Annotated in this window: 23 protein-coding genes; 14 read left to right on the top strand and 9 right to left on the bottom strand. The window is 68.2% G+C overall.

Annotated features, from left to right (window positions below; genetic code table 11):
* Window positions 1-538 precede the first annotated feature (538 nt).
* The gene (locus FZ938_RS23820; protein ID WP_246457629.1) at window positions 539-1,771 is read left to right on the top strand and encodes a M23 family metallopeptidase; all 1,233 of its coding nucleotides are present in this window, start codon (window positions 539-541) and stop codon (window positions 1,769-1,771) included.
* Between the two features lie 42 nt (window positions 1,772-1,813).
* Here the strand turns inward: FZ938_RS23820 and FZ938_RS30705 are convergent, their stop codons facing one another.
* The 4 genes from FZ938_RS30705 to FZ938_RS23805 all read right to left on the bottom strand — a co-directional run bounded on the left by FZ938_RS30705 (window position 1,814) and on the right by FZ938_RS23805 (window position 4,656).
* Window positions 1,814-1,987 carry a hypothetical protein gene (locus FZ938_RS30705; protein ID WP_174757200.1) on the bottom strand — a complete coding sequence of 58 codons (174 nt, stop codon included), beginning with the start codon at window positions 1,985-1,987 and terminating at the stop codon, window positions 1,814-1,816.
* Window positions 1,988-2,076: 89 nt separating this feature from the next.
* On the bottom strand, window positions 2,077-3,036 hold the full coding sequence (locus FZ938_RS23815) for a lipid II:glycine glycyltransferase FemX (protein WP_149200888.1): 960 nt from the start codon (window positions 3,034-3,036) through the stop codon (window positions 2,077-2,079).
* Window positions 3,037-3,065: 29 nt separating this feature from the next.
* Complete coding sequence (gene motA, locus FZ938_RS23810; RefSeq protein WP_109074851.1) at window positions 3,066-3,926, bottom strand: flagellar motor stator protein MotA; 861 nt, start codon at window positions 3,924-3,926, stop codon at window positions 3,066-3,068.
* Between the two features lie 355 nt (window positions 3,927-4,281).
* Window positions 4,282-4,656, bottom strand: a complete 375-nt coding sequence (locus tag FZ938_RS23805; RefSeq protein WP_149200887.1) for a hypothetical protein — start codon at window positions 4,654-4,656, stop codon at window positions 4,282-4,284.
* Window positions 4,657-5,015: 359 nt separating this feature from the next.
* On the opposite strand from FZ938_RS23805, the gene FZ938_RS23800 reads away from it, so the two are divergent.
* A complete protein-coding gene (locus FZ938_RS23800; protein ID WP_149200886.1) occupies window positions 5,016-5,606 on the top strand; it encodes a glutathione peroxidase in 591 nt (196 codons plus the stop codon).
* 4 nt (window positions 5,607-5,610) lie between these two features.
* Here the strand turns inward: FZ938_RS23800 and ccmB are convergent, their stop codons facing one another.
* A complete protein-coding gene (gene ccmB / locus FZ938_RS23795) occupies window positions 5,611-6,276 on the bottom strand; it encodes a heme exporter protein CcmB (RefSeq protein WP_085090490.1) in 666 nt (221 codons plus the stop codon).
* Window positions 6,273-6,956, bottom strand: a complete 684-nt coding sequence (gene ccmA / locus FZ938_RS23790; RefSeq protein WP_109074853.1) for a heme ABC exporter ATP-binding protein CcmA — start codon at window positions 6,954-6,956, stop codon at window positions 6,273-6,275. The genes ccmB and ccmA overlap by 4 nt, the downstream gene beginning before the upstream one ends.
* 566 nt (window positions 6,957-7,522) lie before the next feature.
* Here ccmA and FZ938_RS23785 point away from each other — a divergent pair.
* The 5 genes from FZ938_RS23785 (at window position 7,523) to FZ938_RS23765 (ending at window position 12,722) form a co-directional block, all read left to right on the top strand.
* On the top strand, window positions 7,523-9,202 hold the full coding sequence (locus tag FZ938_RS23785; protein ID WP_246457628.1) for a putative transporter: 1,680 nt from the start codon (window positions 7,523-7,525) through the stop codon (window positions 9,200-9,202).
* A 180-nt stretch (window positions 9,203-9,382) separates the two neighbouring features.
* Complete coding sequence (locus tag FZ938_RS23780; RefSeq protein ID WP_109074854.1) at window positions 9,383-10,189, top strand: ABC transporter ATP-binding protein; 807 nt, start codon at window positions 9,383-9,385, stop codon at window positions 10,187-10,189.
* 85 nt (window positions 10,190-10,274) lie between these two features.
* On the top strand, window positions 10,275-11,129 hold the full coding sequence (locus tag FZ938_RS23775; protein ID WP_246457627.1) for a lysine/arginine/ornithine ABC transporter substrate-binding protein: 855 nt from the start codon (window positions 10,275-10,277) through the stop codon (window positions 11,127-11,129).
* A gap of 194 nt (window positions 11,130-11,323) precedes the next feature.
* Window positions 11,324-12,028, top strand: a complete 705-nt coding sequence (locus FZ938_RS23770; RefSeq protein ID WP_149200884.1) for an ABC transporter permease — start codon at window positions 11,324-11,326, stop codon at window positions 12,026-12,028.
* Window positions 12,029-12,032: 4 nt separating this feature from the next.
* Complete coding sequence (locus FZ938_RS23765; protein ID WP_109074857.1) at window positions 12,033-12,722, top strand: ABC transporter permease; 690 nt, start codon at window positions 12,033-12,035, stop codon at window positions 12,720-12,722.
* Between the two features lie 57 nt (window positions 12,723-12,779).
* Here FZ938_RS23765 and FZ938_RS23760 read toward each other — a convergent pair whose 3' ends face one another.
* On the bottom strand, window positions 12,780-13,937 hold the full coding sequence (locus tag FZ938_RS23760; protein ID WP_246457625.1) for a penicillin-binding protein activator: 1,158 nt from the start codon (window positions 13,935-13,937) through the stop codon (window positions 12,780-12,782).
* Window positions 13,938-14,053: 116 nt separating this feature from the next.
* Here FZ938_RS23760 and rsmI point away from each other — a divergent pair, with 116 nt between their 5' ends.
* From rsmI to FZ938_RS23730, 6 genes are all read left to right on the top strand, one after another.
* Window positions 14,054-14,971, top strand: a complete 918-nt coding sequence (gene rsmI / locus FZ938_RS23755) for a 16S rRNA (cytidine(1402)-2'-O)-methyltransferase (RefSeq protein WP_246457624.1) — start codon at window positions 14,054-14,056, stop codon at window positions 14,969-14,971.
* A complete protein-coding gene (locus FZ938_RS23750; RefSeq protein ID WP_085090497.1) occupies window positions 14,968-15,336 on the top strand; it encodes a YraN family protein in 369 nt (122 codons plus the stop codon). Before rsmI ends, FZ938_RS23750 begins: the two co-directional genes overlap by 4 nt.
* A 27-nt stretch (window positions 15,337-15,363) precedes the next feature.
* The gene (locus tag FZ938_RS23745) at window positions 15,364-16,206 is read left to right on the top strand and encodes a SirB1 family protein (protein ID WP_149200882.1); all 843 of its coding nucleotides are present in this window, start codon (window positions 15,364-15,366) and stop codon (window positions 16,204-16,206) included.
* A 29-nt stretch (window positions 16,207-16,235) separates the two neighbouring features.
* Complete coding sequence (gene gshB, locus FZ938_RS23740; protein WP_149200881.1) at window positions 16,236-17,183, top strand: glutathione synthase; 948 nt, start codon at window positions 16,236-16,238, stop codon at window positions 17,181-17,183.
* Window positions 17,184-17,630: 447 nt separating this feature from the next.
* Complete coding sequence (gene trpS / locus FZ938_RS23735; RefSeq protein ID WP_149200880.1) at window positions 17,631-18,629, top strand: tryptophan--tRNA ligase; 999 nt, start codon at window positions 17,631-17,633, stop codon at window positions 18,627-18,629.
* A 27-nt stretch (window positions 18,630-18,656) separates the two neighbouring features.
* Window positions 18,657-19,316, top strand: coding sequence for a pyroglutamyl-peptidase I (locus tag FZ938_RS23730; RefSeq protein WP_149200879.1), 660 nt, complete (start codon window positions 18,657-18,659; stop codon window positions 19,314-19,316).
* A gap of 9 nt (window positions 19,317-19,325) precedes the next feature.
* Here FZ938_RS23730 and FZ938_RS23725 read toward each other — a convergent pair whose 3' ends face one another.
* A complete protein-coding gene (locus FZ938_RS23725) occupies window positions 19,326-19,700 on the bottom strand; it encodes a MarR family winged helix-turn-helix transcriptional regulator (RefSeq protein ID WP_109074864.1) in 375 nt (124 codons plus the stop codon).
* 929 nt (window positions 19,701-20,629) lie between these two features.
* On the opposite strand from FZ938_RS23725, the gene FZ938_RS23720 reads away from it, so the two are divergent.
* Window positions 20,630-22,168 (top strand): alpha/beta fold hydrolase, encoded by a 1,539-nt coding sequence (locus FZ938_RS23720; RefSeq protein WP_246457622.1) that lies wholly within the window; start codon window positions 20,630-20,632, stop codon window positions 22,166-22,168.
* A gap of 23 nt (window positions 22,169-22,191) precedes the next feature.
* Here FZ938_RS23720 and FZ938_RS23715 read toward each other — a convergent pair whose 3' ends face one another.
* The gene (locus FZ938_RS23715; RefSeq protein ID WP_149200878.1) at window positions 22,192-23,724 is read right to left on the bottom strand and encodes a YifB family Mg chelatase-like AAA ATPase; all 1,533 of its coding nucleotides are present in this window, start codon (window positions 23,722-23,724) and stop codon (window positions 22,192-22,194) included.
* Between the last annotated feature and the right edge of the window lie 62 nt (window positions 23,725-23,786).

Genomic DNA, 23,786 nt, shown 5'->3' with positions numbered 1-23,786 from the left:
TTTTCTCTTCCGTTTCTGCCGCCGTCGCCGCGCTTCGTTCAGCGCCCCGCCGTCGGTGGAGCGGTTTATAGGCGCCCTCCCCCAAACCACGCAAGCGCTTTTTTGCGCTTCGATGAAAAATTCCTGACGGTTCGTTTTTCACCGGAGCCCGCACCGGATTCAGTGTAAGGGAACGACCCACCAACCGCGGCGTGGCCGGCGACCGTCCGAGCGCGCCAATTCATAGTGTTCCCATAGGGTTCACCCAGAGCCCACCCCTGCGGTCTTGTGTCGGTTGACAGGGTCGGACCGGTCCAGCATCGTCCGATCCATAGGCTTAACACCTTTGGTGACGGCCATCGCCGACAGCCCGCTGGGCGGCCCCGGGGGTTACAGGAGGAGGACGACGGTGCGTTCGAGGCTCTCCCGCCTTCCCACGCTCGCCTTGCTTGCCATCATCTCGGCCGCTGCGTTGACGCCTGCGACGGTTGTCGCGCGCAACGCGGATGCGCCGAATGGCCGGGCTCCCCATGCTTTCAAGCCGGCGGTGAAGCCGAACATGGGCGCGGAAAGCAATTCCGAGGCGAAGGACGATGACGGGGACGGGGAACGCGCCACCGGACCGGTCGACCGCCACACCCTGTCCATCGGCCGCGGCGATACGCTGATGGATCTGCTGTCCACCGCCAATGTGCCGACCAACGACGCCCACGATGCGGTGGCCGCATTGCGCGAGGTCTACAACCCGCGCCGTCTCCAGGTCGGCCAACATGTGACGGTCCTGTTCGAACCGCGTCGCGGCGGCACCCGCAAGTTCGTCGGGTTCGAATTCGCCCCGGATCCGCTGCGGTCGGTGTCGATCGCGCGCAAGGGCGACGCCGGCTTCACCTCCAGCCAGATCGAGAAGCCGGTCACGCGCAAGCCGGTGGCGGCCCAGGGCGTGATCCGCTCCAGCCTGTTCGAGGCGGGAGCCCAGTCCGGGGTGCCGATCTCGGTCATGATGGCGTTCATCCAGAACTTCTCCTACGACGTCGATTTCCAGCGCGACCTGCAGCCGGGCGACCGTTTCGAGGTTCTGTATGAGAAGCTGGTCACCGCCGAAGGCAAGGAGGCCGGCGAAGGCGAGTTGCTGTATGCCTCGCTGACGCTGAGCGGCGACGACATGCCGATCTACCGCTTCAAGACCCGCGACGGGCGGATCGACTATTACAATGGCGACGGCGAGAGCATCCGCCGCGCCCTGCTGCGCACCCCCATCGACGGTGCCCGCATCACTTCCGGTTTCGGCATGCGCCACCACCCGATCCTGGGCTTCAGCAAGATGCACAAGGGCGTGGATTTCGGGGCGCCGACCGGGACCCCGATCTATGCGGCCGGCCGCGGCACCATCGAGATCGCGGAACGCAGCAGTTCCTACGGCAACTATGTCCGCATCCGCCACAACACCGAGATTTCGACCGCTTACGCCCATATGAGCCGCTTCGCCAAGTCGATCCAGCGCGGCGCGCGGGTCGATCAGGGCGATATCATCGGCTATGTCGGCACCACCGGACGGTCGACCGGGCCGCACCTGCATTACGAGGTGCTGAAGGCGGGGCATCAGGTGAACCCGCGTTCCGTCGATCTGCCGACCGGCGAGAAGCTGGAGGGGCGGGAGCTTCAGGCCTTCCAGCAGGCCCGGCGGTCGATCGAGAAGATGTTCGACGACAGCCGCGGCGGCCTGCAGCTGGCGCGCACCCCGGCTCCGGCGTCGACGGAGGAAAAGAGCTGCAACAAGGCGAGCAGCTGCTGACCGGATGGTAAGCAACCCGGCGGCGGAGGCCGCCGGCGCCCCTTATTCCTTGTTCATCATGTTGCGGATGGCGCCGACGAACTGGCGGGCGGTGTTCTCGTCCTCCAGCATCTTCTGCAGCCTGTCGCGGATGATCATCGCCTTCGGCCGCTGCTGCATGGCGCGTTCGATGGCGACATCGGCTTCGCCGGGCTTCAGGGGTTCGAGGTCTGACATGGCGGACATCCCGTACGGTAAGGGTGTGTCGGGTCGGCACGCAGGTAAGGATAGCCGGAACCGTCCCGGCCATCATCAGGCAAAGCGCATCAGCGGTATTGGCCGACCGTCTCCACCGCCTCTCCGCCGGTGCCGAGCTTGAACTCGGTGACGCCGGGGGCGGTGTCGGGATTGATGCCGCCGAGATCGAGCGTACGGACGCCATGCTGCTTCAGCTCCTGCATGGCCTTCCACAGCACCAGCCGCATGGCGCCGCTCTTGCGGCCCGCTTCGTTGGCCCAACTGATCTGACTGGTGGCGCAGACGCCGTGGCGGAAGAACAGGCCGCAAGCAACCGGAGTGCGGCCGTCGAGCGCCGTCACCATCACCACGCCGTCATTGCGGCCACCGCCCTTGACCATGGCGTTGCGCAGGCGGACGGCCAGCGGCCCGGTCATGGCACGAAAGCCCTTCTCCAGCGCCTGGTCATGCTCCTGCTTCATCAGCCAGGGCAGGTTGTCGGCCTTCCAGTCGGTGTCGAGGACGAGGCCGGCCTTCTCCGCCCCGCGCAGACGCTGCCGCCAGTCGCGGGCGAAGCCGGCGCGCATCGCTTCCTCGTTGCGGGTCAGGTCGAACCAGACCGTCCGATAGCCGGGACCGACCTTGCGGAAGCCGCAGCGGGCGAGCAGCGCCTCCGTCTCCGGCCCGGCCGGCAGTTCCGGCAACAGGCTGGCACGGCTGAGCGGCGACCGCGGGCAGGCACGGCGCAGCAGGCGGAACACCGCTTCCAGCGAGTCGGCATCGGGGATCGTGCCGTCCAGCCAGAGCGGGCCGCGGTAACATTGGCGGTCGTGGAACAGCTTCAGCATGCGGCGGTCGAGCGTCTGGACGAGGCCGACCGGCTCGCCGTCGCGGCGGATCACGCCAAGGCGCGGGACATGGCCATAGGTTCGGCCCATGGCGCGGCCATAGGCGAAGCTCTGCAGCAGTGTGGAACGCGGAACGCGGGCGAACAGGGCGTCCCACTCGCCGACCGTTCCCTCGTTCCAGGCGATGTCGATGTCCGGCATCGGGACCCTCGGTCGATCAGGACAAGGGGTCAGGCCGGCGGCAGGGCGGAGGTCGCCTCTTCCACCTGGGCGAAGGTCGGGCGGTATTCCGGTTCCAGCACGTTGCGGGCGTATTCCACCGAAATGGCGGGCGCGTAGCCGGAGAGATGGGCGATCAGTCCGGTCTTCATCGCCTGATAATACTTGCCTTCCGCGTGATAGATGTTCTTCAGGCCGCTGGCGATGGGGGCGAGGAAGCCGTAGGCGACCAGAATGCCGGTGAAGGTGCCGACCAGCGCGCCGCCGATCAGCTTGCCCAGCACTTCCGGCGGCTCGGTGATCGAGCCCATGGTGTGAATCACGCCCAGCACCGCCGCCACGATGCCCAGCGCCGGCACCGCGTCGGCCACCGCCTGGATGGCGTCGGCGATGCGCTGGTGTTCGTGGTGCATCGTCTCGATATCCTCGTCCATCAGGTCGACCAGCTCATGCGGGTTGTCCGCGCCCAGCGACATCAGGCGAAGATAGGTACAGAGAAAGGCGATGGCATGATGGTCGCCATAGAATTTCGGGAATTGCTGGAAGAGCGGTGAGTCTTCCGGTTTCTCGATATGCTGTTCGAGCGCCAGCAGGCCCTTGGTCTTCGCGATCTTGAAGACCTGATACATCATGGTGAGGACCTCCAGAAAGTCCTCCTTTTTGTATTTTGGTCCTTTGAACAGGTGACCCAGCTCCTTGCCGGTGTGGGTCACCACAGATTTTGGATTTGCAATGAAAAAGGCACCGGCGCCGGAGCCCAGGATGATCATGAACTCGAACGGCATCCACAGCACGCCCATGTGGCCACCACCGAGGATGTAGCCACCGAACACGCTGAAGATCACGATGCCGAAGCCGATCATCACGAACATTCGGTCTCTCCCTCCCCGATACCGACCACGGGCCGCAAGATGCTCCCAGCCGACAGATGGCCGGACATCGGTTGAGTTTCCGTGAATCACCCGAACGGCCTACCGCCTTCGCGACAGGCCGCGCGATCCTACCGGTGCAGGCGGGTCCTGTCACGAAAGGACTGACGATCCAGGCTTTTCAACGGGTGCGGTTCGGACGGCGGAGGAGGGAACGGCCGGGAGCATGCCGTGGACGGGGCGGGACGCGCGACAAGGGCACAGGATGGTCACAGCCCGGGACAGCGCTGCCGAAACGCAAAACGCTCCGGTCGCCGGGTGGGACCCGACCGCCGGAGCGCCTGGAAAGCCTGGATCGTTAACGAAGCGGAATGTTCATCTGGACGCTGACGCCCGGTTGCGGCGGCGGGGCATAGATGACGGCCGGCGGCGGTGCGTAGGAGGGGGCATAGACGACGCGCGGAGGGGGCGGCGGGGCTGGAACCACGACCACCGGCGGCGGCGCACCGTAGATGACGACCGGGCCTTCGTCGTGATGGTGCTTCTTCTTGTGGTGGCCCCAGGCATGGCCGCGGCCATGCTCCCCCGGGTCGGCGAGCGACGGCGTCGACAAGGCGGCGCCGAATAGCAGCACCGCCGTGACGGCCAACGTGGCTTTGGCGGCGGCACGGGCCACCCGGCGCATTGCCGTCGGGAGCGACCGGGTGTCCTGCGTGATGGCTCCGGCGTTCATCGGCCTGTTCTCCTGGAATGGGCTTGCATCGGCGACGGGAGCGGCGGCAACCGGGCTGGCGTCCGCATACCCATTTCGATGGGATAGATTTTTATGCTCAGGCTGAGGCTCGGCCGGGTGGGACATTTTTCGGGCGCTGTTCGGTGGACAAGGACGGTTGCAAGGATGGCGACGATCGATCGCCGCGTATCCTTACCTATCAACTGTCGATCCGCGGGCACCGTGGCTACCCGTCCGAAGGGGGTAGACCCGATGCGACCGGTGCCGGCCCGTTGCATCATGATCCGATAGGCGCCGAAGCTCGTATCGGGCATCGTATGTGTAAGGATGCAAAGCCCTCCAGCCGCCGAGCCCTACCGATGACCGTCCGAACCCGACTTCGCACCGTCGCCATGGCGGCGGTCCTTTCCGTGATGGGAGCCGCCAGCGCCATGGCCGCAAGCAGCGCCGCCGCAATCAGCGCCTACGACTTCACCTTCCAGGGCATCGACGGCCAGCCGCTGCCGCTGTCGCAGTTCAAGGGTAAGGCGGTCCTGGTGGTCAACACCGCCTCGCAATGCGGATTCACTCCGCAATACAAGGGGCTGGAGACGCTGTGGCAGCGCTACCGCGACCGCGGGCTGGTGGTGGTCGGCGTGCCTTCGGACGATTTCGGCGGCCAGGAGCCGGGGAACGCCAACCAGATCAAGGATTTCTGCGAGGTCAACTATCGGATCGACTTCCCGCTGACCGACAAGACGGTTGTGTCGGGCGACGGCGCCCATCCCTTCTACCGCTGGGCGGCCGACGAACTGGGCTTCCTCGCCAAGCCGCGCTGGAACTTCCACAAATATCTGATCGGGCCGGACGGCAAGCTGGTGTCCTGGTTCTCGACCATGACCGACCCCGAGTCCGACAAGGTGCGCGAGGCGATCGAGAAGCTGCTGCCGGAGAAGGCGACAAAATCCTAGCCTCCTACTCCACCGCCTGCCTCAGGGCCGCGGCCCCGGCCCAGGGGGCCAGCGGCAGGGCCGCGGCGAGGATGCCGGCGAGAAGCAACAGGTGTGGGCGCGGGGTCAGCCCGTTGATGGCGGCGTCGATGGCGCCGGCGCCGAAGATCAGCACGGGAATGTAGAGCGGCAGGATCAGCAGCGACAGCAGCACGCCGCCGCGCCGCGCCCCCAGGGTCAGCGCCGCCCCGATGGCGCCGATCAGGCTCAGGATCGGCGTTCCCAGAGTCAGCGTCAGCACCAGCACGCCGAACCCCTCCGCATCCATGTTCAGCAGGACGGCCAGCAGCGGCGCGGCGACGATCAGCGGCACGCCGGTGACCAGCCAATGGGCCAGCGTCTTCGCCAGCACCGCAGCCTCCAGCGGCAGGGGAGAGAGCGAGAGCAGTTCCAGCGACCCGTCCTCGTAATCGGTCTGGAACAGCCGCTCCAGCGACAGCAGCGAGGCGAGCAGCGCCGCCACCCAGATCACGCCGGCGGCGATGCGGGCGAGGATGTTCGGCTCCGGCCCGACGCCGAAGGGAAACAGCACCACGCACAGCACGAAGAACATGACGGCGATGGTGGCGTCGGACCCCTGGCGCAGGGCCAGCCGCAGGTCGCGCGCGACAAGGCGCAGGAAACGGCTCATGGCGCGGCCCCCTCTTCCTCATGGTCTTCGTCGCCGGCCTCTTCGTCGTCGGCGTAGGGGGCGAACTCGTCCAGATGCAGTTCCTCGCCGCCGGGGGTGGCGATGTCGGTGTGGGTGGACAGCACCACCATGCCGCCCTGGGCGCGATGTTCGGCGATCAGCCCCTCGAACAGGGCGATGGCGGCGCGGTCGAGCGCCACGGTCGGCTCGTCCAGCAGCCACAGCGTCGCCGGTGCCGCCAGCAGCCGGGCGAGGTTCAGCCGGCGCTTCTGACCGGCCGACAGATAGCGGCCCGGCACGCCGGCGATGTGCGGCACCCCCAGCCGGTCGAGCGCGGCCCGCGCGTTGGCGGCCGGATCGGCGGCACCGGCCAGCGCCGCCCAGAAGGCGAGATTCTCCGCCGCCGTCAGCACCGGCTTCACCGCGTCGAGATGACCGACATACTGCACCCTCGACCGGTGGCCGTCGGGATCCTCGGAAACCGGCACCCCGTCCCAGTCCAGCGTCCCGCGCAGCGGCTTCAGCAGCCCGGCCATCACCCGCAGCAGGCTGGACTTGCCGCTGCCGTTGGGGCCGAGCAGCACCAGCGCACCGCCGGGGGCGATGCGGAACTCCAGCCCGGTGAAGACCAGACGGTCGCCACGCAGGCAGGTCAGCTCTGATCCGGCAAAGACGGGCATGGGAACGGGTCGCGCTTCCGGTTGAGGGAGGCGCTGCTATAGCACAGCGGGACGGGAAAGCCGGAGCAAGAATGCTGTCGCAGCCTCCCGCCGCCGCCCCGCCCGAAAGAACCCGCCCAAAAGAAAAGGCCACCGCGAGGGGGTTCTCGCGATGGCCTTGCGTCCGGCCGGGTCCGGCCGGTCGATACCTTGTGGAACGGCTTCCATTCGTCGCTGCTGTGGCGCTAGGGGGAACGCCGGTGCGCGACCTGCGGAGCCGGTTGCTTGAGACAAGGTCTATGGGAAGAAAATGGCAAAATTTGGATGGAGTTCGAGGAATTGGACGCCGCCCGATGATGGGCCGCATGCCTCGCAGCGCCGCACTCCCATGCGTTCGCCGCAGCACCGGGTGCCGGGATTGTCACGGCTAAAGGCCGTGCACTTGTTCTGAATCAACGCCTTGCCCGCGGTCCTGCCGCATCGTCGCGCCAATCCGCCCCGATCGAAGGGGGACCGCCGCAATCATCCGGGCTCCCACCGAACGCGGCGGCGGTTTGCTCAAATGTGTTCAGGAAGCGAGTTGCTCCATGTCGGCTTTCGCAGACATTCTCCAGGCCATGCCGCCGATCGCGCGGGTGGTGCTCATGCTCGGTCTCGTGTCGGCGGCGGGCGTGGCGCTCGGCCATATCAAGATCCGCGGGGTCGGGCTCGGCATCGGCGGCGTGCTGTTCTCCGGCATCGCCGGCGGCCACATCGCCAAGCAGGCGGGCATCGCCTTCAACCCGGAGATGATGGACTTCATCCGCGACTTCGGCCTGATCCTGTTCGTCTACACCATCGGCATCCAGGTCGGCCCCGGTTTCTTCGCCGCGCTCCGCCGCAGCGGGCTGGCGCTGAACGGGCTGGCCCTGCTGATGGTGGGGTCCAGCATCCTGCTGACATCGCTGCTGGTGTCGTCGGGGGCGCTGTCGCTGGGGTCCTCGCTCGGCGTGTTCGCCGGCGCGGTGACCAACGCCCCGGCGCTGGCCGCCACCCAGCAGGTGCTGACGGAGGTCGGGGCCGATGCGGCGGTGATGGCCCTGCCCGGCCTTGCCTTCGCCGTCACCTACCCCTTCGGCATCGCCGGCAACCTGCTGTCGATGGCCGCCGTCCGCATCCTGTTCCGCATCGACCCCGAGGCCGAGGCGGCCCGCTTCGAGGAATGCCGCCGCGCCGAGGTGTCGACGCTGGAGACCATGGACCTGACCCTGCGCAACCGGGAGCTTGAGGGCCGGCCGCTCGGGTCCATCGACGCGCTGTGCGACCATGGGGTGGTCGCCTCCCGCCTGCTGCGCGACGGCACGCTTTGCGTCCCCCACAACAACACCTGCCTGAAGCTGGGCGACGTGCTGCATGTGGTCGGGCCGCGGCCGAAGCTGGAGCAGGTGCGGACCCTGCTGGGGCAGGAGTTCGACCGGCCGTTGACCACCAAGGGCACCGACCTGAAATGGGAGCGCATCGTCGTCACCAACAACGCGGTGCTGGGCAAGTCGATCGCCGCCCTGAACCTCCAGGACGCTCATGACGTGGTGGTCAGCCGCGTCAACCGCTCGGGCGTGGAACTGGTGCCGACCCCGGCGCTGAAGCTGCAGTTCGGCGACATCCTGACGGTGATCGGCCGGCCGGACAGCCTCGCCGCCGTCGGCCGGGTCTTCGGCAACTCCGCCCGCAAGCTGCAGCAGGTGGAGATGATCCCGATGTTCCTGGGCATCGCGCTGGGCGCGGCGCTCGGCGCCATCCCGATCTTCCTGCCGGGCATGCCGGCGCCGCTGCGCCTCGGCCTTGCCGGCGGGCCGCTGATCGTCGCGCTGATTCTGGGCCGCGTCGGCCATGTCGGGCCGCTGGTGTGGTTCATGCCGCCGGCCGCCAACCTGGCGCTGCGCGAGATCGGCATCATCCTGTTCCTGGCCGTGCTGGGCATCGCGTCGGGCGACCGCTTCGTCGCCACGCTGGCGAGCGGCGCCGGCTGGCCCTGGATGATGTGGGGCGTGCTGGTGACGCTGGTGCCGCTGCTGCTGACCGGGCTGGTCGCGCGCGGGCTGATGAAGCTGAACTTCCTGACCATCTGCGGCGTGCTGGCCGGGTCGCAGACCAACCCGCCGGGACTGGCCTATGCCAACGCGCTGGTCGCGTCGGAGGCTCCGGCGCTGGCCTACGCCACCGTCTATCCGCTGGCGATGTGCCTGCGTATCCTGGGGCCGCAGATTCTGGTACTTTTGTTGTGGTGACGCACAGTTTTCGGACACAAGCGGCTTGACGTGCATTTGATGTGAAATCTGCGTTGCGAAACGCGCATGCCCCGGTCTAGCCTGTGCCGCAATGGTCATACCGACGCCCTGGCCGGCCGCATCGGCCCGCCGCGGCGGCGCGACCGTCATCCGCCACCCGAACCAGCCGGTTTTTCGCGCATGCACCGTCACCCGCCAGTCAGCGAGTCCGCTCCCGCCGCCGTCGTCGTGGAGGATCTGCACAAGCGGTTCGGCGAGCTGGAGGTGCTGAAGGGCGTCTCGCTGACCGCCCGCGAGGGCGACGTCATCACGCTGATCGGCTCGTCGGGCTCGGGCAAGAGCACGTTGCTGCGCTGCATCAACATGCTGGAGATCCCGGACGACGGACGGGTCGTCATCGGCGGCGAGGCCATCGCGCTGAAGAAGACGCGCGGGGGCGCCAGCGTCCCCGCCGACACCCGTCAGGTGGAGCGCATCCGCACCAGCCTCGGCATGGTGTTCCAAAGCTTCAATCTCTGGACCCACATGACCATCCTGCAGAACGTGATCGAGGCGCCGGTGCATGTGCTGGGGGTGCCGAAGGCGGAAGCCATCGACCGCGCCCGCATGCTGCTGGACAAGGTCGGCATCCTGGCGAAGGCCGACGCCTATCCGGTCCAGCTGTCGGGCGGCCAGCAGCAGCGCGCCGCCATCGCCCGCGCGCTCGCCATGCAGCCGAAGGTGATGCTGTTCGACGAGCCGACCTCGGCGCTCGACCCCGAACTGGTCGGCGAGGTTCTGCGCGTCATCCGCCAACTGGCGGACGAAGGCAACACGATGATCCTGGTGACGCATGAGATGGGCTTCGCCCGCGAAGTGGCGTCCAAGGTGGTTTTCCTGCACCAGGGGCGGATCGAGGAGGAGGGGTCACCCGACAAGGTGCTGACCGACCCCGACTCGGACCGGGTGCGGCAGTTCCTCTCGCGCCATCTGTCCGGCGCGGCGTGAGGGGACGAGGCAGAGGGCAGGACCGGACCGTCAGAAACAGCCCGGCCCCGACAGGGGCGAGAGAACGGGCGAACCGAACAGAGGAGTGTGTTCGTTGAAGAAGATCGTTTCGGCCCTGGCGCTCGGCGCCATGATGGCTGTGGCCGCGGCAGGCGCCGCCAACGCCAAGGAATGGAAGACGGTCCGCATCGCCAGCGAGGGCGCCTATCCTCCGTGGAACGCCACCGACACCTCGGGCAAGCTGACCGGCTTCGAGGTCGATCTCGGCAACGACCTGTGCAAGCGCATGAAGGTCACCTGCGAGTTCGTCGCCCAGGATTGGGACGGCATCATCCCGGCCCTGCAGCAGGGCAAGTATGACGCCATCATGTCGGCGATGACCATCACCGACGAGCGCAAGAAGGTCATCGACTTCTCGATCCCCTACGGCACCGAGCCGTCGGTGTTCGCCGTGATGGCCAACTCGCCGCTGGCCAAGTCGCTGGCGCTCGGCGCCGACCGCGTCGACCTGAACGACCAGGGCAAGGCCAAGCCGGTGCTGGAGAAGCTGGCCGACGCCCTGAAGGGCAAGTCCGTCGGCGTCCAGGTGTCGACCATCCAGGCCGACTTCATGGACAAGCATCTGCCGAAGGTGACCATGCGCACCTACGACAAGATCGACAATGCCGGCATCGATCTCAGCTCCGGCCGCGTCGACGCCATGCTGGGCGACCGTTCGGTGGTCGAGGCGGTGGTGAAGGCCACGCCGGACAAGATGGTCATCGTCGGCCCGAACTTCATCGGCGGCGTCATCGGCGAGGGCATGGGCGTCGGCCTGCGCAAGGACACCGCCGACCTGAAGGCGATGTTCGACAAGGCCATCGCCGAGGCGCTGAAGGACGGCACCGTCAAGAAGCTGAGCACCCAGCATTTCGGCTACGACATCTCCCCGACCAAGTGAGGGGACCAAGCAAGGCGGGCCTTCGGCCTTCCTGCCTGATCGGAACGGCGCCCGGCGGCCTTCGCGGCAACCGGGCGCCGGTCGTTCCCCCAGGTCGATACCTGTCATTGCCTGTCGTCGCTTGATTTCCGTTCGCTGAACCCCGTACGGCCGGCCGTCCTCGCCGCGCCCGGCGGGCCTTACCGGGCGTGCCAATGCTGGAACTCCTTTCCTTCGGTCCCAACGGCTGGGGCGGACAGCTTCTGATGGGCACCGCGATGACCGTCGCGGTCGCCGTGTCGGCCTTCGCCTTCGGCATCGTCGTCGGATCTCTGGGCGCCTCGGCCAAGCTCAGCCACTCCCTGGCGTTGAACGTCCTGGCCGACTTCTACACCACCATCGTCCGCGGCATCCCCGAACTGCTGGTGATCTATCTGCTGTTCTTCGGCGGCAGCGGGGTCGCGACCTCCATCGCCGCCGCCTTCGGTTATGACGGCCGGGTCGACCTGAACGCCTTCACCATCGGCGTGCTGGCGGTCGGGCTGATCTCCGGCGCCTATTCGACGGAGGTGATCCGCGGTGCGGTGCAGTCCGTCCCCTTCGGCCAGATCGAGGCGGCGCGGGCCTGCGGCATGAGCCGCTGGCTGATCCTGCGCCGGGTGCTGGTGCCGCAGACCCTGCGCTTCGCCCTGCCCGGTCTCGGCAATGTCTGGCAGCTGACGCTGAAGGACACCGCGCTCGTGTCGGTGACGGCGCTGGCCGAGCTGATGCGGGTGACCCATCTGGCGGCGGGCGCCACGCGCCAGCCCTTCCTGTTCTACGGCACCGCGGCCGTGCTCTATCTGCTGCTGACCACCATTTCGACGGCGTTGTTCAACCGCGCCGAAATCTCCGCCAATCGCGGCGTCCGGAGGGCCTGAGGCCATGAACTGGCAACTGATGTGGGACAGCCTGCCCCGCATGCTCGGCGGCCTGTCGCTGACGCTGCAACTGATCCTGGGTTCGCTGGCGCTGGGCGCGCTGGTCGCCTTCGCCGTCGCGCTTCTGCGGCTGTCGGGCAACCGCGTGGTGGAAAAGCTGGCAGCGGCCTATGTCTTCGTCTTCCGCGGCACGCCGCTGCTGGTGCAGATCTTCCTGGTCTATTACGGGCTTGGCCAGTTCGAGTTCATCCGCGACAGCTTTCTCTGGCCCTTCCTGCGCGAGCCCTACTGGTGCGCCATCCTGGCGCTGACGCTCAACACCGGCGCCTACACCAGCGAGGTCCTGCGCGGCGCCATCCTGTCGGTGCCGCAAGGACAGGTGGAAGCGGCGCGGGCCTGCGGCATGTCGCGCGCGCTGGCCTTCCGCCGCATCGTCCTGCCGGTGGCGATCCGCCAGATGCTGCCGGCCTACGGCAACGAAGTGATCCTGATGGTCAAGGCGACCTCGCTCGCCAGCACGATCACGCTGATGGAGGTCACCGGCATCGCCCGGCGCATGATCGCCCAGACCTTCGCGGTCTTCGAGCTGTTCATCGTCGCCGGGGCGATCTATCTGGTGCTGAACTTCGTCGCCACCCGCCTGATCAAGTTCGCCGAATGGCGTCTGACCCCCTATCTGCGGGCGCGGGCGTAAGTAAGGATGGCAGTAAAAAGCCCTCTCCCGGCTTGGGAGAGGGCTTTTTCATATCCGTCACTGCCCCAGCATCTCGAACGACGGCGGCGCCGGGTCGACCACGCGCGATCCGGTGGGCGTGATCTCCATCACCGCAAGCCCGCGTTCGACCATGCCGTCGGCGCGCAGGCGGAACAGGCCGTCCAGCCCCTCGAAGCCATTGGGGTTGGTCATCGCCATGCGGTCGAAGGGCACCGGACCACCGCTGCGGGTCAGCACCGCGGCGATCGAGGTCGCATCATAGGCCAGCGTGGCGATGCGCGGCGGCTTGCGGCCATAGACCTGCTCGAACTGAGACTCGAAGCGGGCGCGGGTCTGCGGCGTCGGGGCGGCGTAAAGCGCGCCGACCAGCGCGGGCTCCTGCCCCAGCGCCCCCTGCGAACTGTCGTCCCACAGCCCGGTGCCCAGCAGCTTGACCTGCTGCGGCTGCACGCCGTTGGCGGCCAGCGCCTGGGCGATGCCCTGGGCGCGCTGCCCGCCTTCGGCCAGCATCACCGCCTGCGGCTGCGGGGTTTCCTGCGCGACCTGCTTGGCCGGGACCGACAGGTCGGTGATGGCCGGATCGTAGCGCTCGACCTGCGTGGTCATGGCGCCGAGCCGTGGCGCGATGGACTGCATGGCGTTGACCACCGCGTCGCCGTAGGGGGAGCGCGGCGCCAGCACGGTGAAGCGCGTCGCCCCGCGCGACCGGGCATAGCCGGCGACGCGGCTGACCTGATCGGCCGGGACGAAGCCCATCACATAGGTGCCGTTGCCGGCCTGGGTGGCGTCGTTGGTGAAGGCCAGCACGTCGACGCCGGCATTCTGCGCAATGGGGCGCACCGCGGCGACATCGGCGGCGAACAGCGGACCGATGATCAGGCGGGCACCCTCGGCCAGTGCCTGGCGTGCCGCGTCGGCGGCGCCGTTCGGCGTGCCCTTGGTGTCACGCGGCAACAGCTGCAGCTGGTCGCCGGCCATGTCGAACAGCGCCATCTGCGCTGCGTCCAGCATGGACTGGCCGATGGCGGCGCTCTGCCCGCTGAGCGGAACCAGGACCGCGACCTTGACCGGGCCTTGCGTCTCGGGCAGGGGAGCCACCGGAGCGGCAACCGGTTGCGGCGCTTGTGCCACCCGCGGCGGCGCGCTTAAAGTCGAACAGGCCGACAACAGGCCGGCGACCAGCAAGGCTGCCACGCCGTGACGTTTCAGACCCTGTGAGAAAGCTGTTGCCAAGCGTGCCACCAATCGTCTCCACATCTGCTGAAACGGCCGCCGGAACCGAAGGCGAGACCCAAGGCATGGTCCCGGCCATGAGTCCGGGTGACTCGGCCGAAAGTGGCGCTCAAGGTAGCCCCCTCGCCGCGCCAAGTAAACTCGCGGGCGGACTCCATGTCGTCGCTACCCCCATCGGTAACGCCGCGGACATCACGCTGCGGGCGCTCGACACGCTGAAGCGGGCCGACGCCATCGCCTGCGAGGACACGCGCGTCACCGCAAAGCTGATGGGCATCCACGGCATCCACACCCCCTTCGTCTCCTACCACGAACACAACGCCGCAAAGATGCGTCCGGTCCTGATCGGCCGCATGAAAAAGGGCGAGGCCATCGCGCTGGTCACCGACGCCGGCACGCCGCTGGTCTCCGACCCCGGTTACAAGCTGGTGCGGGAATGCGTGGCGGAAGGAGTGGCGGTGACCACCCTGCCCGGCGCCTCGGCCCCGCTGGTGGCGCTGGTGCTGTCCGGCCTGCCGACCGACCGCTTCCTGTTCGCCGGCTTCCTGCCGAACAAGAGCAGCGCGCGGCGCGCCACCGCCGGCGAGCTGAAGGGTGTGCCGGCCACGCTGGTCTTCTTCGAGTCGCCGCAGCGCCTGCCGGAGTCGCTGGCCGACCTCGCCGACATCCTGGGCCCGCGCGAGGCTGCCGTCGCCCGCGAGCTGACCAAGCTGTACGAGGAGGTGCGGCGCGGCACATTGCCGGAGCTGGCCGCCCATTATGCCGAGGCCGGTCCGCCGCGCGGCGAGGTCGTGCTGGTCATCGGCCCGCCCGGCGAGGAGGCGACGCCGGGCGAGGCCGACGTCGACGCCCTGCTGCGCGAGGCGCTGACCCGCCTGTCGGTGCGCGACGCCGCCGCCGACGTCGCCGCCCGCACCGGCCAGCACAAACGCACCGTCTACGCCCGCGCGCTGGAGCTGCAGCGGGAGGAGCCAAGGGAGATGAAAGGCAAATGACGGACCTGGATGCGCGGCGCCTGCGCGCCGAAAGCCTCGGCCGCCGGGCGGAGGCGCTGTGCCGCCTGTCGCTGCGGCTGCGCGGCTACCGCATCCTGGCCAGCCGCCTGCGCACGCCGATGGGCGAGATCGACATCGTCGCCAAGCGCGGCAAGACCATCGCCATCGTCGAGGTGAAGGCGCGCGGCGACTGGGATACCGCCAACGAGGCGCTGAACGCCCGCCAGCGCGGCCGGCTGGCCCGCGCCGCCCATGCCTTCCTCGGCGCCAACCCGCGCTATGCCGGCTATGTCTTGCGCTTCGACGTGATGCTGGTTACCCCTTGGGCCTGGCCCCGTCATCTGGTCGATGCCTGGAGACTGTGAGGGGACGAATTTGAGGGGGCGACAGTCTTGAGCAACCGCGCGGAAGCCCGCGATATCCTGCGCCGCATCGGCGACCAGCCGGACGACGAGATCGATCTGGCCGAAGCCGCCCTGGCGCTTGGCGCGCTGGAGCTGCCGAACGCCGATCTTGCCCCCTACCGCGCCCATATCCGCGCCATCGTCGAGGATCTGGCCGCCCGCGTCGCGGCGCAGGACCCGGCCGACGACAGGCTGGAGACGCGCATCGCCCACCTGCATGCGGTGATCGGCGGGCGCCACGGCTATTCCGGCGACCACGACACCTACGACGACCTGCAGAACGCCAACCTGCTGCGGGTGATCGACCGCCGGCGCGGCCTGCCCGTGGCGCTCGGCATCCTTTATATGCATGCCGCGCGGTCGCAGGGCTGGCCGATGGTCGGGCTGAACTTCCCCGGCCATTTCCTGGTCCGCATCGAGAAGGACGGCGCGCGCGCCATCATCGACCCCTTCAACGAGGGGCAAACCCGCAGCGTCGTCGACCTGCGCGACCTTCTGAAGGCCACCGCCGGCAGTGCCGCCGAGCTGGAGCCCGGCCATTACCAGCCGGTGTCGAACCGCGACGTGCTGCTGCGCCTGCAGAACAACATCAAGCTGCGCCACCTGTCGGCCCACGAGGTGCCGAAGGCACTGGAGGTGCTGGAGGCGATGCGCCTGTTCGCCCCGCACGAGCCGTCGCTGTGGCGCGAGACCGGCCTTCTGGAGGCCCATGCCGGCAACCTGAAGGACGCCATCACCGCGCTGGAGACCTTCATGGCGCTGACCGGCGACGACCATCACCGCCACCAGACCGCCTCGCTGATCCAGCAGTTGAAGAACCGCCTGAACTGACCCCGTTCGCAGAGGTCCGGAGACCCGTCATGAGCCTCGCCGTCGCCTTCCAGATGGACCCCATCGAGTCGATCAACATCGACACCGATTCCAGCTTCATGATGGCGCTGGAGGCGCAGAAGCGCGGCCATCGCCTGTACCACTACCACCCGCGCGACCTGATCCTGACCGGCAACCGCCTGACCGCCCGCGTGCGCGAGATGACGGTGGTGCGCCAGCGCGGCGCCCATTACACGCTGGGCGAGCCGGTGATGACCGACCTGTCGACGATGGACGTCATCCTGCTGCGGCAGGACCCGCCCTTCGACATGGCCTACATCACCTCCACCCACCTGCTGGAGCATGTGCAGCCCAAGGTTCTGGTGGTCAACGACCCGGCCGAGGTGCGCAACGCGCCGGAAAAGCTGTTCATCACCAAGTTCCCCGACCTGATGCCGCCGACGCTGATCACCAGCGACAAGCAGGCCATCCTGGAGTTCCGGGCGGAGCACAAGGACATCATCGTCAAGCCGCTGTTCGGCAACGGCGGCGCCGGCGTCTTCCACTTGAAGCCCGACGACGAGAACCTCGGCTCGCTGCTGGAGCTGTTCACCCAGCTCTACCGCGAGCCGGTGATCGTCCAGCGCTACCTGCCGGAAATCCGCCAGGGCGACAAGCGCATCATCCTGGTCGACGGCGAGCCGGTGGGCGCGGTCAGCCGCATGCCGCTGGAGGGCGAGGCCCGCGCCAACTTCCACGCCGGCGGCAGCGCCCGGAAGACCGAGCTGACGGCGCGCGAGCGCGAGATGTGCGCCGCCATCGGCCCGGTGCTGCGCGAGAAGGGTCTGGTCTTCGTCGGCATCGACGTGATCGGCGACTACATGACAGAGATCAACGTCACCTCCCCCACCGGCATCCAGGAGATCAACCGGCTGGACGGCGTGCAGCTTGAATCCCTGCTGTGGGACGCCATCGAGCGCCGCCGCGCGGCCAAGTAAGGATACGACGCGCGGGAGCGTTACGGGGTGTTGTGCAATCTTTTCGGGAAGCGGAGGCCCGCATACCCTTGCAGGGCATGGGGGTTGATATTACCTTGAACTGTGGGAGCGACGGGCTGCTATCCCGCCGCTCCCTGGTCCAGCCTTAGCCCTGGCAGAGTTCAAGCAGACGCTTGATGATCTCCCAGTAAATGGATTTGGGACAAGGACCAGAAGGGTAAGGATCTGCTTCATCCTTCTTCTCCTTCTCGTGTGGCGGGGGCGGCGGGTCCGCCCCCTCCCAACCACACAAACGCGGCGGTAGCACACAAGCGCATTCAATACAACCGGGACCACCCGTCCGCGACGATGCGCGCGGGACGCCAGCCGTGAGCGCGCCGTGCCTTGACCGGCGGACTTCGGGGGGCGATAACTGCCGCCTCCCAGAGTTTTCGAGCGAGACCACCCGTGAACCGCATTTTCTCCGGCATGCAGCCGACCCGGCAGCTTCACCTCGGCAACTATCTGGGGGCGCTGCGCAACTGGGTGGATCTGCAGAACAGCTACGAGTGCATCTTCTGCGTCGTCGACCTGCACGCGCTGACGATCGACCAGGACCCCGAGGTCCTGCGCAACAACATCCGCGAGGTCACCGCGGCCTACATCGCCGCCGGCATCGACCCGGACAAGAACATCCTGTTCAACCAGTCGGTCGTGTCGGGCCATGCAGAGCTTGGCTGGATCCTGTCCTGCCACACGCCGCTGGGCTGGCTGAACCGCATGACGCAGTTCAAGGAAAAGGCGGGCAAGCAGAAGGACATGGCCAATCTGGGCCTGTACGCCTACCCGACGCTGATGGCCGCCGACATCCTGCTGTACAAGGCCACCCATGTGCCGGTGGGCGAGGACCAGAAGCAGCATCTGGAACTGGCGCGCGACATCGCCGGCGCCTTCAACCGCCGCTATGAGACCGAGTTCTTCCCGCTGCCGGAGCCGCAGATCCTGGGCGAGGCGACGCGGGTGATGAGCCTGCGCGACGGCAAGAAGAAGATGTCGAAGTCGGACGAGTCCGAATATTCGCGCATCAACATGACCGACGACGCCGACACCATCGCGCAGAAGATCCGCAAGGCCAAGACCGACCCGGAGCCCCTGCCGGAAACCGTGACCGAGCTGGAGGCCCGCCCGGAGGCCGACAACCTCGTCACCATCTATGGCGCGCTGGCCAGCCAGTCGCGCGAGCAGGTGCTGGCGCAGTTCGCAGGATCCCAGTTCTCCGACTTCAAGAAGTCGCTGGTCGACCTGTCGGTGGACAAGCTGGCGCCGATCACCACCCGCATGAAGGAGCTGCTGGCCGACAAGGCGGAGATCGACCGGCTGCTGAAGAAGGGCGGCGAGCGCGCCGCCGCCATCGCGGAGAAGAACCTGAACGACGTGAAGGACATCATCGGCCTGCTGCGGCCGTAAGGATGTGACCGTAAGGATGTCTTGCCCGTGACGGCCCCCATCCTGCTCACCGGCTTCGCGCCGTTCGGGACCCTCCCGGACGGCGAGCCGGACCTCGATCCGGTCCCTCACCCCTGGGCAGCCGATCCGACCGGCCTGCTGATGGACCGGCTGTCGGGAGAGCCGGGGGTCGTCACCGCCACCCTGCCCCCTCTCTATGACGCCTGCGGCGAAGCCTTCGCCGAGCTGCTGGCGGAACACCGGCCACTGGCGGCGCTCGGCTTCGCCTACCTCGAGTCGAGCGATTACATCCGGCTGGAGCGGCTGGCCTGGAACCGCGACGAAAGCCCGCTGCCCGATGCGGCCGGCACGGTGCGCGAACACGCCGACATCGTCCCCGACGGGCCGACCGCCTATGGCAGCACCCTGCCGGTTCCGCGGGTGATACGGGAATTGTCGATGGCCGGGCTGCCGGTGACCTTCGGCGATTTCTCCGGCGGCTTCCTCGGCAACCACCTGTTCTACCGGGCGCGCCACATCATCGAGAGCGCCGACCTGGATATCCCCTACGGCTTCTTCCACATGCCGCCGCTGCCGGAACGAGCCAAGGAATTGCGACGCTTCGGCGGTCTGGCGCTGGAGCGGCAGGAACTGGCGGTGCGCACGCTGGTGGGAATGCTGCGCACGGCGCTGAACGGGATCGCTTGACGATAAAAATCAGGCTGTCTTGGCGGCGCGGCGCTGCTCGGGCGGGTTCACGATGGCGCGCAGCGCGTCCAGGAACTCTCGGCCCTTGTCGGTCAGGGTGACGATCTTGCGGCGGCGCTCGCGGGGGTCTTCCTGCGCCTGCACCAGATCGAGGCCGGCCTTGCCGAAGCTGTGCCAGCGGCTGAGCGCCGCGACGTTGCGCGACGCGGAGGATTGGGCGATGCCCAGGCGTTCCGCCAGTTCGCCGATGGAGATGCCTTCGCTCTGCGCGATGGTCATGAAACTCAGCGCATACTGGATGGGCAGGTCGGGGTCGAGCTTGCGGAACGCCTCAAGCACCTGGACGACGGTAAGGACCTCGTCATGGCGAACGCGGGCCGGCATTCAGCAGGTCTCCGCGGCGCCGCGCGCTATGCAGCGCGGGAGGGTGGTCCCCAACGGGCCGGTGTGTAGATGATGTTCAGGCGTCCAAGCCATAGGATGACTTCCCCGTTTTCACGCCGCAGGTCGAAGGACCCGGCCGGCGATGCCCAGCGGGCGTGTTCAACGAAGAGACGGTGACCGCAAAAACCCAGAAAGACACACATGGGATCCTCTCGATATCCGGAATTCACGTTCGAAGGGTGCAGGAAGAAGTCGGGCCGGCTGGGCATGATTGGCGGCCATATGGGCGGCCCAATTGGCGGCGGTGATGGCCGGGTCGCCCGATCGGCGAGTCCAGGCGGTGGTTACGATGGCTTTCATCGATACTCTCCAGGGGTTGAGTGATGCCGGCGTGAGAGGCCGGCGGATCCGGTATCGCCGGTCAGCGATACGGTTGCAAGGTCAAAAATGTCCGCGCGTCCGATAGGTTCCGATCGCGGATGTGAAAAGGCGGAAGACGACGGCCGAGCGGAGGCTCTTCTCCATCCACGGCCTCCCCGTCCGCCAGTCCGACGTCGCGCCGCAGGTGGTCGCACAATCGGCCCGGTCCGGAGGATGCCCCGGAATCGAGCCAGCGGCTCCGCATCGCCGTCCATAAGGTCGGCATGATCTGCTCCTGAGAAAGAGAGGCACCGTCCGTCGGGCCTCTGGTGGCGAAATAATTCCGCGTGCGGATGTGTTCCGTCAACCCGTCCGTCCGGCAATGGCGTGATCTTTGCCGCACGCCTGTTGCAATTCGGCATCACTCAGCCGCCGTTTTGCCGCCGTTCGGCTATCCGTCGGGATGGCGCCGGGCGCCTCTGGACAAGCGAAGGTCGCTCGGTCAAACACAAAGCCGCCGCCCAAGGCCGTCCGCGGTACTCCATCCATCAGGTTCAGGTCGTCCGTCCGTGTCCATCCTCCCCTCTCCCGCATGGCCGACAGCGGTGCGCTCCGCCCGCAAGCTGCGGGCTGCGCTCGCGGCGGCCGCCGTGGTGATGGGAATGCTGTGGGTCCTGCCCGCGGCGGCGGAGGCGCGCTTCACCCCTGGCCCCTGCTGGTTCACCGTTCCCGATGGAGAAGCGGCGCTGTGCGGGACGGTGGCGGTGCCGGAACGGCGCGACCGCGCCAACAGCCGCAGCCTGCGCCTGCCGGTCGCCGTGCTGCTCAGCACCGCACGCCAGCCCGACCCGGACCCGGTGCTGTTTCTGGAGGGTGGTCCCGGCGCCTCCCCCTTCGGCACCGGCGAGGCGACGGAAGAGCGGATGGAGGTGTGGTGGGAGCTGTCGGCCCCCTTCCGCCGCACCCGCAACCTGATCCTGTTCGATCCGCGCGGCGTCGGCCGGGCGGAGCCGGATACCGATTGCCCGGAGTTGGACGCCGTCGGCGCCACCCGCGGCACCCGGCCGCAGACGCGCGAACAGCGGGCGGCGGAGGAACGGTCCGCAATCAGCGCCTGCGTCGCGCGGCAGCAGGCGGCCGAGCTGGACACCACCCAGTTCTCCTCCCCGGTCGCGGCGGAGGATGCCCTGGACATCGCCACCGCGTTGGGCGCCCAACGGGTGAATCTGTTCGCGGTGTCCTACGGCACGCGCGTCGGGCTGGAGATCCTGCGGCGGCAGGGCGGCCGCGTCCGCACCGTCGTGTTCGACAGCATCTATCCGCCCGACGTCAACGCGCAGGAGGAGATGGCCGGGCTGGCCCAGCGAACTTACCGCCGGCTGTTCGACGACTGCGCCGCCAACCGGAGCTGCCGCTCCGCCTTTCCCGACCTGGAGAAGCGCTTCCTCTCCCTGGTCGAACGGCTGGACCGCAACCCCGTCGACATCGTCGTCGGCGATCATGAAACGCGCCGTGCCCTGCGGCTGACCGGCGGAGCGATCATCGCCGCCGGGTTGGAGGCGATGGCGGTCGGCGAAGCGGTGCCGGCATTGCCGATCATGCTCGACCGCGCCATCCGCGGCCAATACGCCACCCTGGCCGAATGGGCGCCGACCAACTGGCTGGGCGATCCGGAGGTCGCCGACGGGCTGGCCTTTTCGGTCGAATGCCGCGAGTCGGTCAACACCGCCGACCCGCAGAAGCGCGCCGACAACGCCAGCCGCTATGCCCCCTACGGGCTTGTCGCCGCCGACGATCCGGGCCGGCGCGTCTGCCGTCTCTGGCCCGCCGGCCACCAGGAACCGGCCGAGCGCCTGCCGGTCGCCAGCCCGGTGCCGGTGCTGCTGCTGTCAGGCGCCTACGACCCCGTCACCCCGCCGGACTGGGGCGACCGTGCCGCCGCTACCCTGCCGAAGAGCCGCCATCTGGTCTTCCGCGCCGCCAGCCACATCGTGACCTCCAGCGAGGACTGCGCCATGGCCGCCGCCGTGACCTTCGTGGAGCAGGAGACGGTGCCGGCGACCGTCTGTCCGGGGGCGGCCAAGCCGCCGGTGTTCGAGGGGCCGTGAAGGCGTCGCCTACGGGTGCCCCCTCAACGCCCCGGCGCGATCCGCCGGTAGCTCAGCGCCTCGGCGATATGGCGGCGCCTGACCCCCTCGACCCCATCCAGATCGGCCAGAGTCCGCCCCACCCGCATCACCCGGTGGTAACCGCGTGCGGACAGCTTCAGCCGTTCCGCCGCCTCGGTCAGAAGAGCGCGGCCGGGGGCGTCGGGGGACGCGACCTTCTCAAGCAGTTCGCCATCGGCCTCGGCGTTCGTCCGCACAGCCCGCCCGGCCGGGTAAGGACCGAAGCCGCCATAGCGTTCCGCCTGGATGGCGCGGGCGACGGCGACGCGGGCGGCGATGTCGGCGCTGCCCTCCGCCGGCGGCGGCAGGCTGAGGTCGGCCGGGCTGACCGCCGGCACGTCGATGTGCAGGTCGATACGGTCGAACAGCGGCCCACTAATTTTAGATTGATAATCCGCTGCGCATTTCGGCGCTCGCGCGCAAGCGAGCGAGGCGTCGTCGAGATGGCCGCAGCGGCAGGGGTTCATCGCCGCCACCAGCTGCACACGGGCCGGATAAGTCACATGGTGGTTGGCGCGGCTGACCACCGCCTTTCCGGTTTCCAGCGGCTGGCGCAGCGCCTCCAGCAGGGCGCGGGGAAACTCCGGCAGTTCGTCGAGGAAGAGAACGCCCTGGTGCGCCAGGGAGATCTCCCCCGGCTTGGCCCGCGTTCCGCCGCCGACCAGCGCCGGCAGGCTGGCCGACTGGTGCGGCGCGCGGTAGGGGCGCTGGCGCAGCAGGCGACCGCCCTCCAGCAGCCCGCCGACGCTATGGATCATCGACACCTCCAGCGCCTCCGCCGGGTCGAGGGGCGGCAGCAGGCCGGGCAGCCGGGCGGCCAGCATCGACTTGCCGGAGCCGGGCGGCCCGATCATCAGCAGGTTGTGCGATCCGGCGGCGGCAACCTCCAGCGCGCGCTTGGCGGTCTCGTTGCCCTTCACGTCGCGCAGGTCGGGCGGCGGCGCGTCCTGTTCCTGCAGCCGCGGCTTGGGCGGGGTCAGCACCTGGGTGCCCTTGAAATGGTTGATGAGGGCCAGCAGGTTGGCCGGCGCCAGCACGTCCAGGTCGGGACCGGCCCAGGCCGCCTCGCCGCCGCAAGCCGCCGGGCAGATCAGGCCGCGGTCGTTGGCCAGCGCGTCGATGGCGGCGGGCAGCACGCCGGCCACCGGAGTCAGCGCACCGTCCAGCGCCAGTTCGCCGAGCGCCACGTAGCGGGCGATCTCCGCATCCGGCAGAACCCCCATCACCGTCAGCAGGCCGAGCGCGATCGGCAGGTCGAAATGGCTGCCCTCCTTCAGCACGTCGGCGGGGGCGAGGTTGACGGTGATGCGCTTGGCCGGCAGAGCCAGCCCCAGCGCGTGCAGCGCGGCGCGCACCCGCTCCCGGCTTTCGCCCACCGCCTTGTCGGGCAGGCCGACGACGGTGAAGGCGACGATTCCGCCGGACATCTGGACCTGGACGTCGATCCCCAGCACCTCGATGCCCTGGAACGCCACCGTGTTGACGCGCGCAACCACCACCGCACCCCGAAACAGACGCCCATCCGGGCAAATTGCACGCGAGTGTAGTCACCGCAGGA

This window comes from Azospirillum oryzae, assembly GCF_008364795.1.
Lineage (GTDB): Bacteria > Pseudomonadota > Alphaproteobacteria > Azospirillales > Azospirillaceae > Azospirillum > Azospirillum oryzae.
The sequence above is the reverse complement of the archived record's forward strand: the minus strand, read 5'-3'. Positions and strand labels throughout refer to the sequence as shown.

Coding starts and splice junctions, on each gene's coding strand:
- FZ938_RS23765 (WP_109074857.1), top strand. CDS start 12,033: ATGAACTGGCAACTGATGTGGGACAGCCTGCCCCGCATGCTCGGCGGC.
- FZ938_RS23770 (WP_149200884.1), top strand. CDS start 11,324: ATGCTGGAACTCCTTTCCTTCGGTCCCAACGGCTGGGGCGGACAGCTT.
- FZ938_RS30705 (WP_174757200.1), bottom strand. CDS start 1,987: ATGTCAGACCTCGAACCCCTGAAGCCCGGCGAAGCCGATGTCGCCATC.
- FZ938_RS23750 (WP_085090497.1), top strand. CDS start 14,968: ATGACGGACCTGGATGCGCGGCGCCTGCGCGCCGAAAGCCTCGGCCGC.
- FZ938_RS23805 (WP_149200887.1), bottom strand. CDS start 4,656: ATGAACGCCGGAGCCATCACGCAGGACACCCGGTCGCTCCCGACGGCA.
- FZ938_RS23785 (WP_246457628.1), top strand. CDS start 7,523: ATGTCGGCTTTCGCAGACATTCTCCAGGCCATGCCGCCGATCGCGCGG.
- FZ938_RS23780 (WP_109074854.1), top strand. CDS start 9,383: ATGCACCGTCACCCGCCAGTCAGCGAGTCCGCTCCCGCCGCCGTCGTC.
- motA (WP_109074851.1), bottom strand. CDS start 3,926: ATGTTCGTGATGATCGGCTTCGGCATCGTGATCTTCAGCGTGTTCGGT.
- ccmA (WP_109074853.1), bottom strand. CDS start 6,956: ATGCCCGTCTTTGCCGGATCAGAGCTGACCTGCCTGCGTGGCGACCGT.
- ccmB (WP_085090490.1), bottom strand. CDS start 6,276: ATGAGCCGTTTCCTGCGCCTTGTCGCGCGCGACCTGCGGCTGGCCCTG.
- rsmI (WP_246457624.1), top strand. CDS start 14,054: ATGAGTCCGGGTGACTCGGCCGAAAGTGGCGCTCAAGGTAGCCCCCTC.
- FZ938_RS23725 (WP_109074864.1), bottom strand. CDS start 19,700: ATGCCGGCCCGCGTTCGCCATGACGAGGTCCTTACCGTCGTCCAGGTG.
- FZ938_RS23815 (WP_149200888.1), bottom strand. CDS start 3,036: ATGCCGGACATCGACATCGCCTGGAACGAGGGAACGGTCGGCGAGTGG.
- FZ938_RS23820 (WP_246457629.1), top strand. CDS start 539: ATGGGCGCGGAAAGCAATTCCGAGGCGAAGGACGATGACGGGGACGGG.
- gshB (WP_149200881.1), top strand. CDS start 16,236: ATGAGCCTCGCCGTCGCCTTCCAGATGGACCCCATCGAGTCGATCAAC.
- FZ938_RS23800 (WP_149200886.1), top strand. CDS start 5,016: ATGACCGTCCGAACCCGACTTCGCACCGTCGCCATGGCGGCGGTCCTT.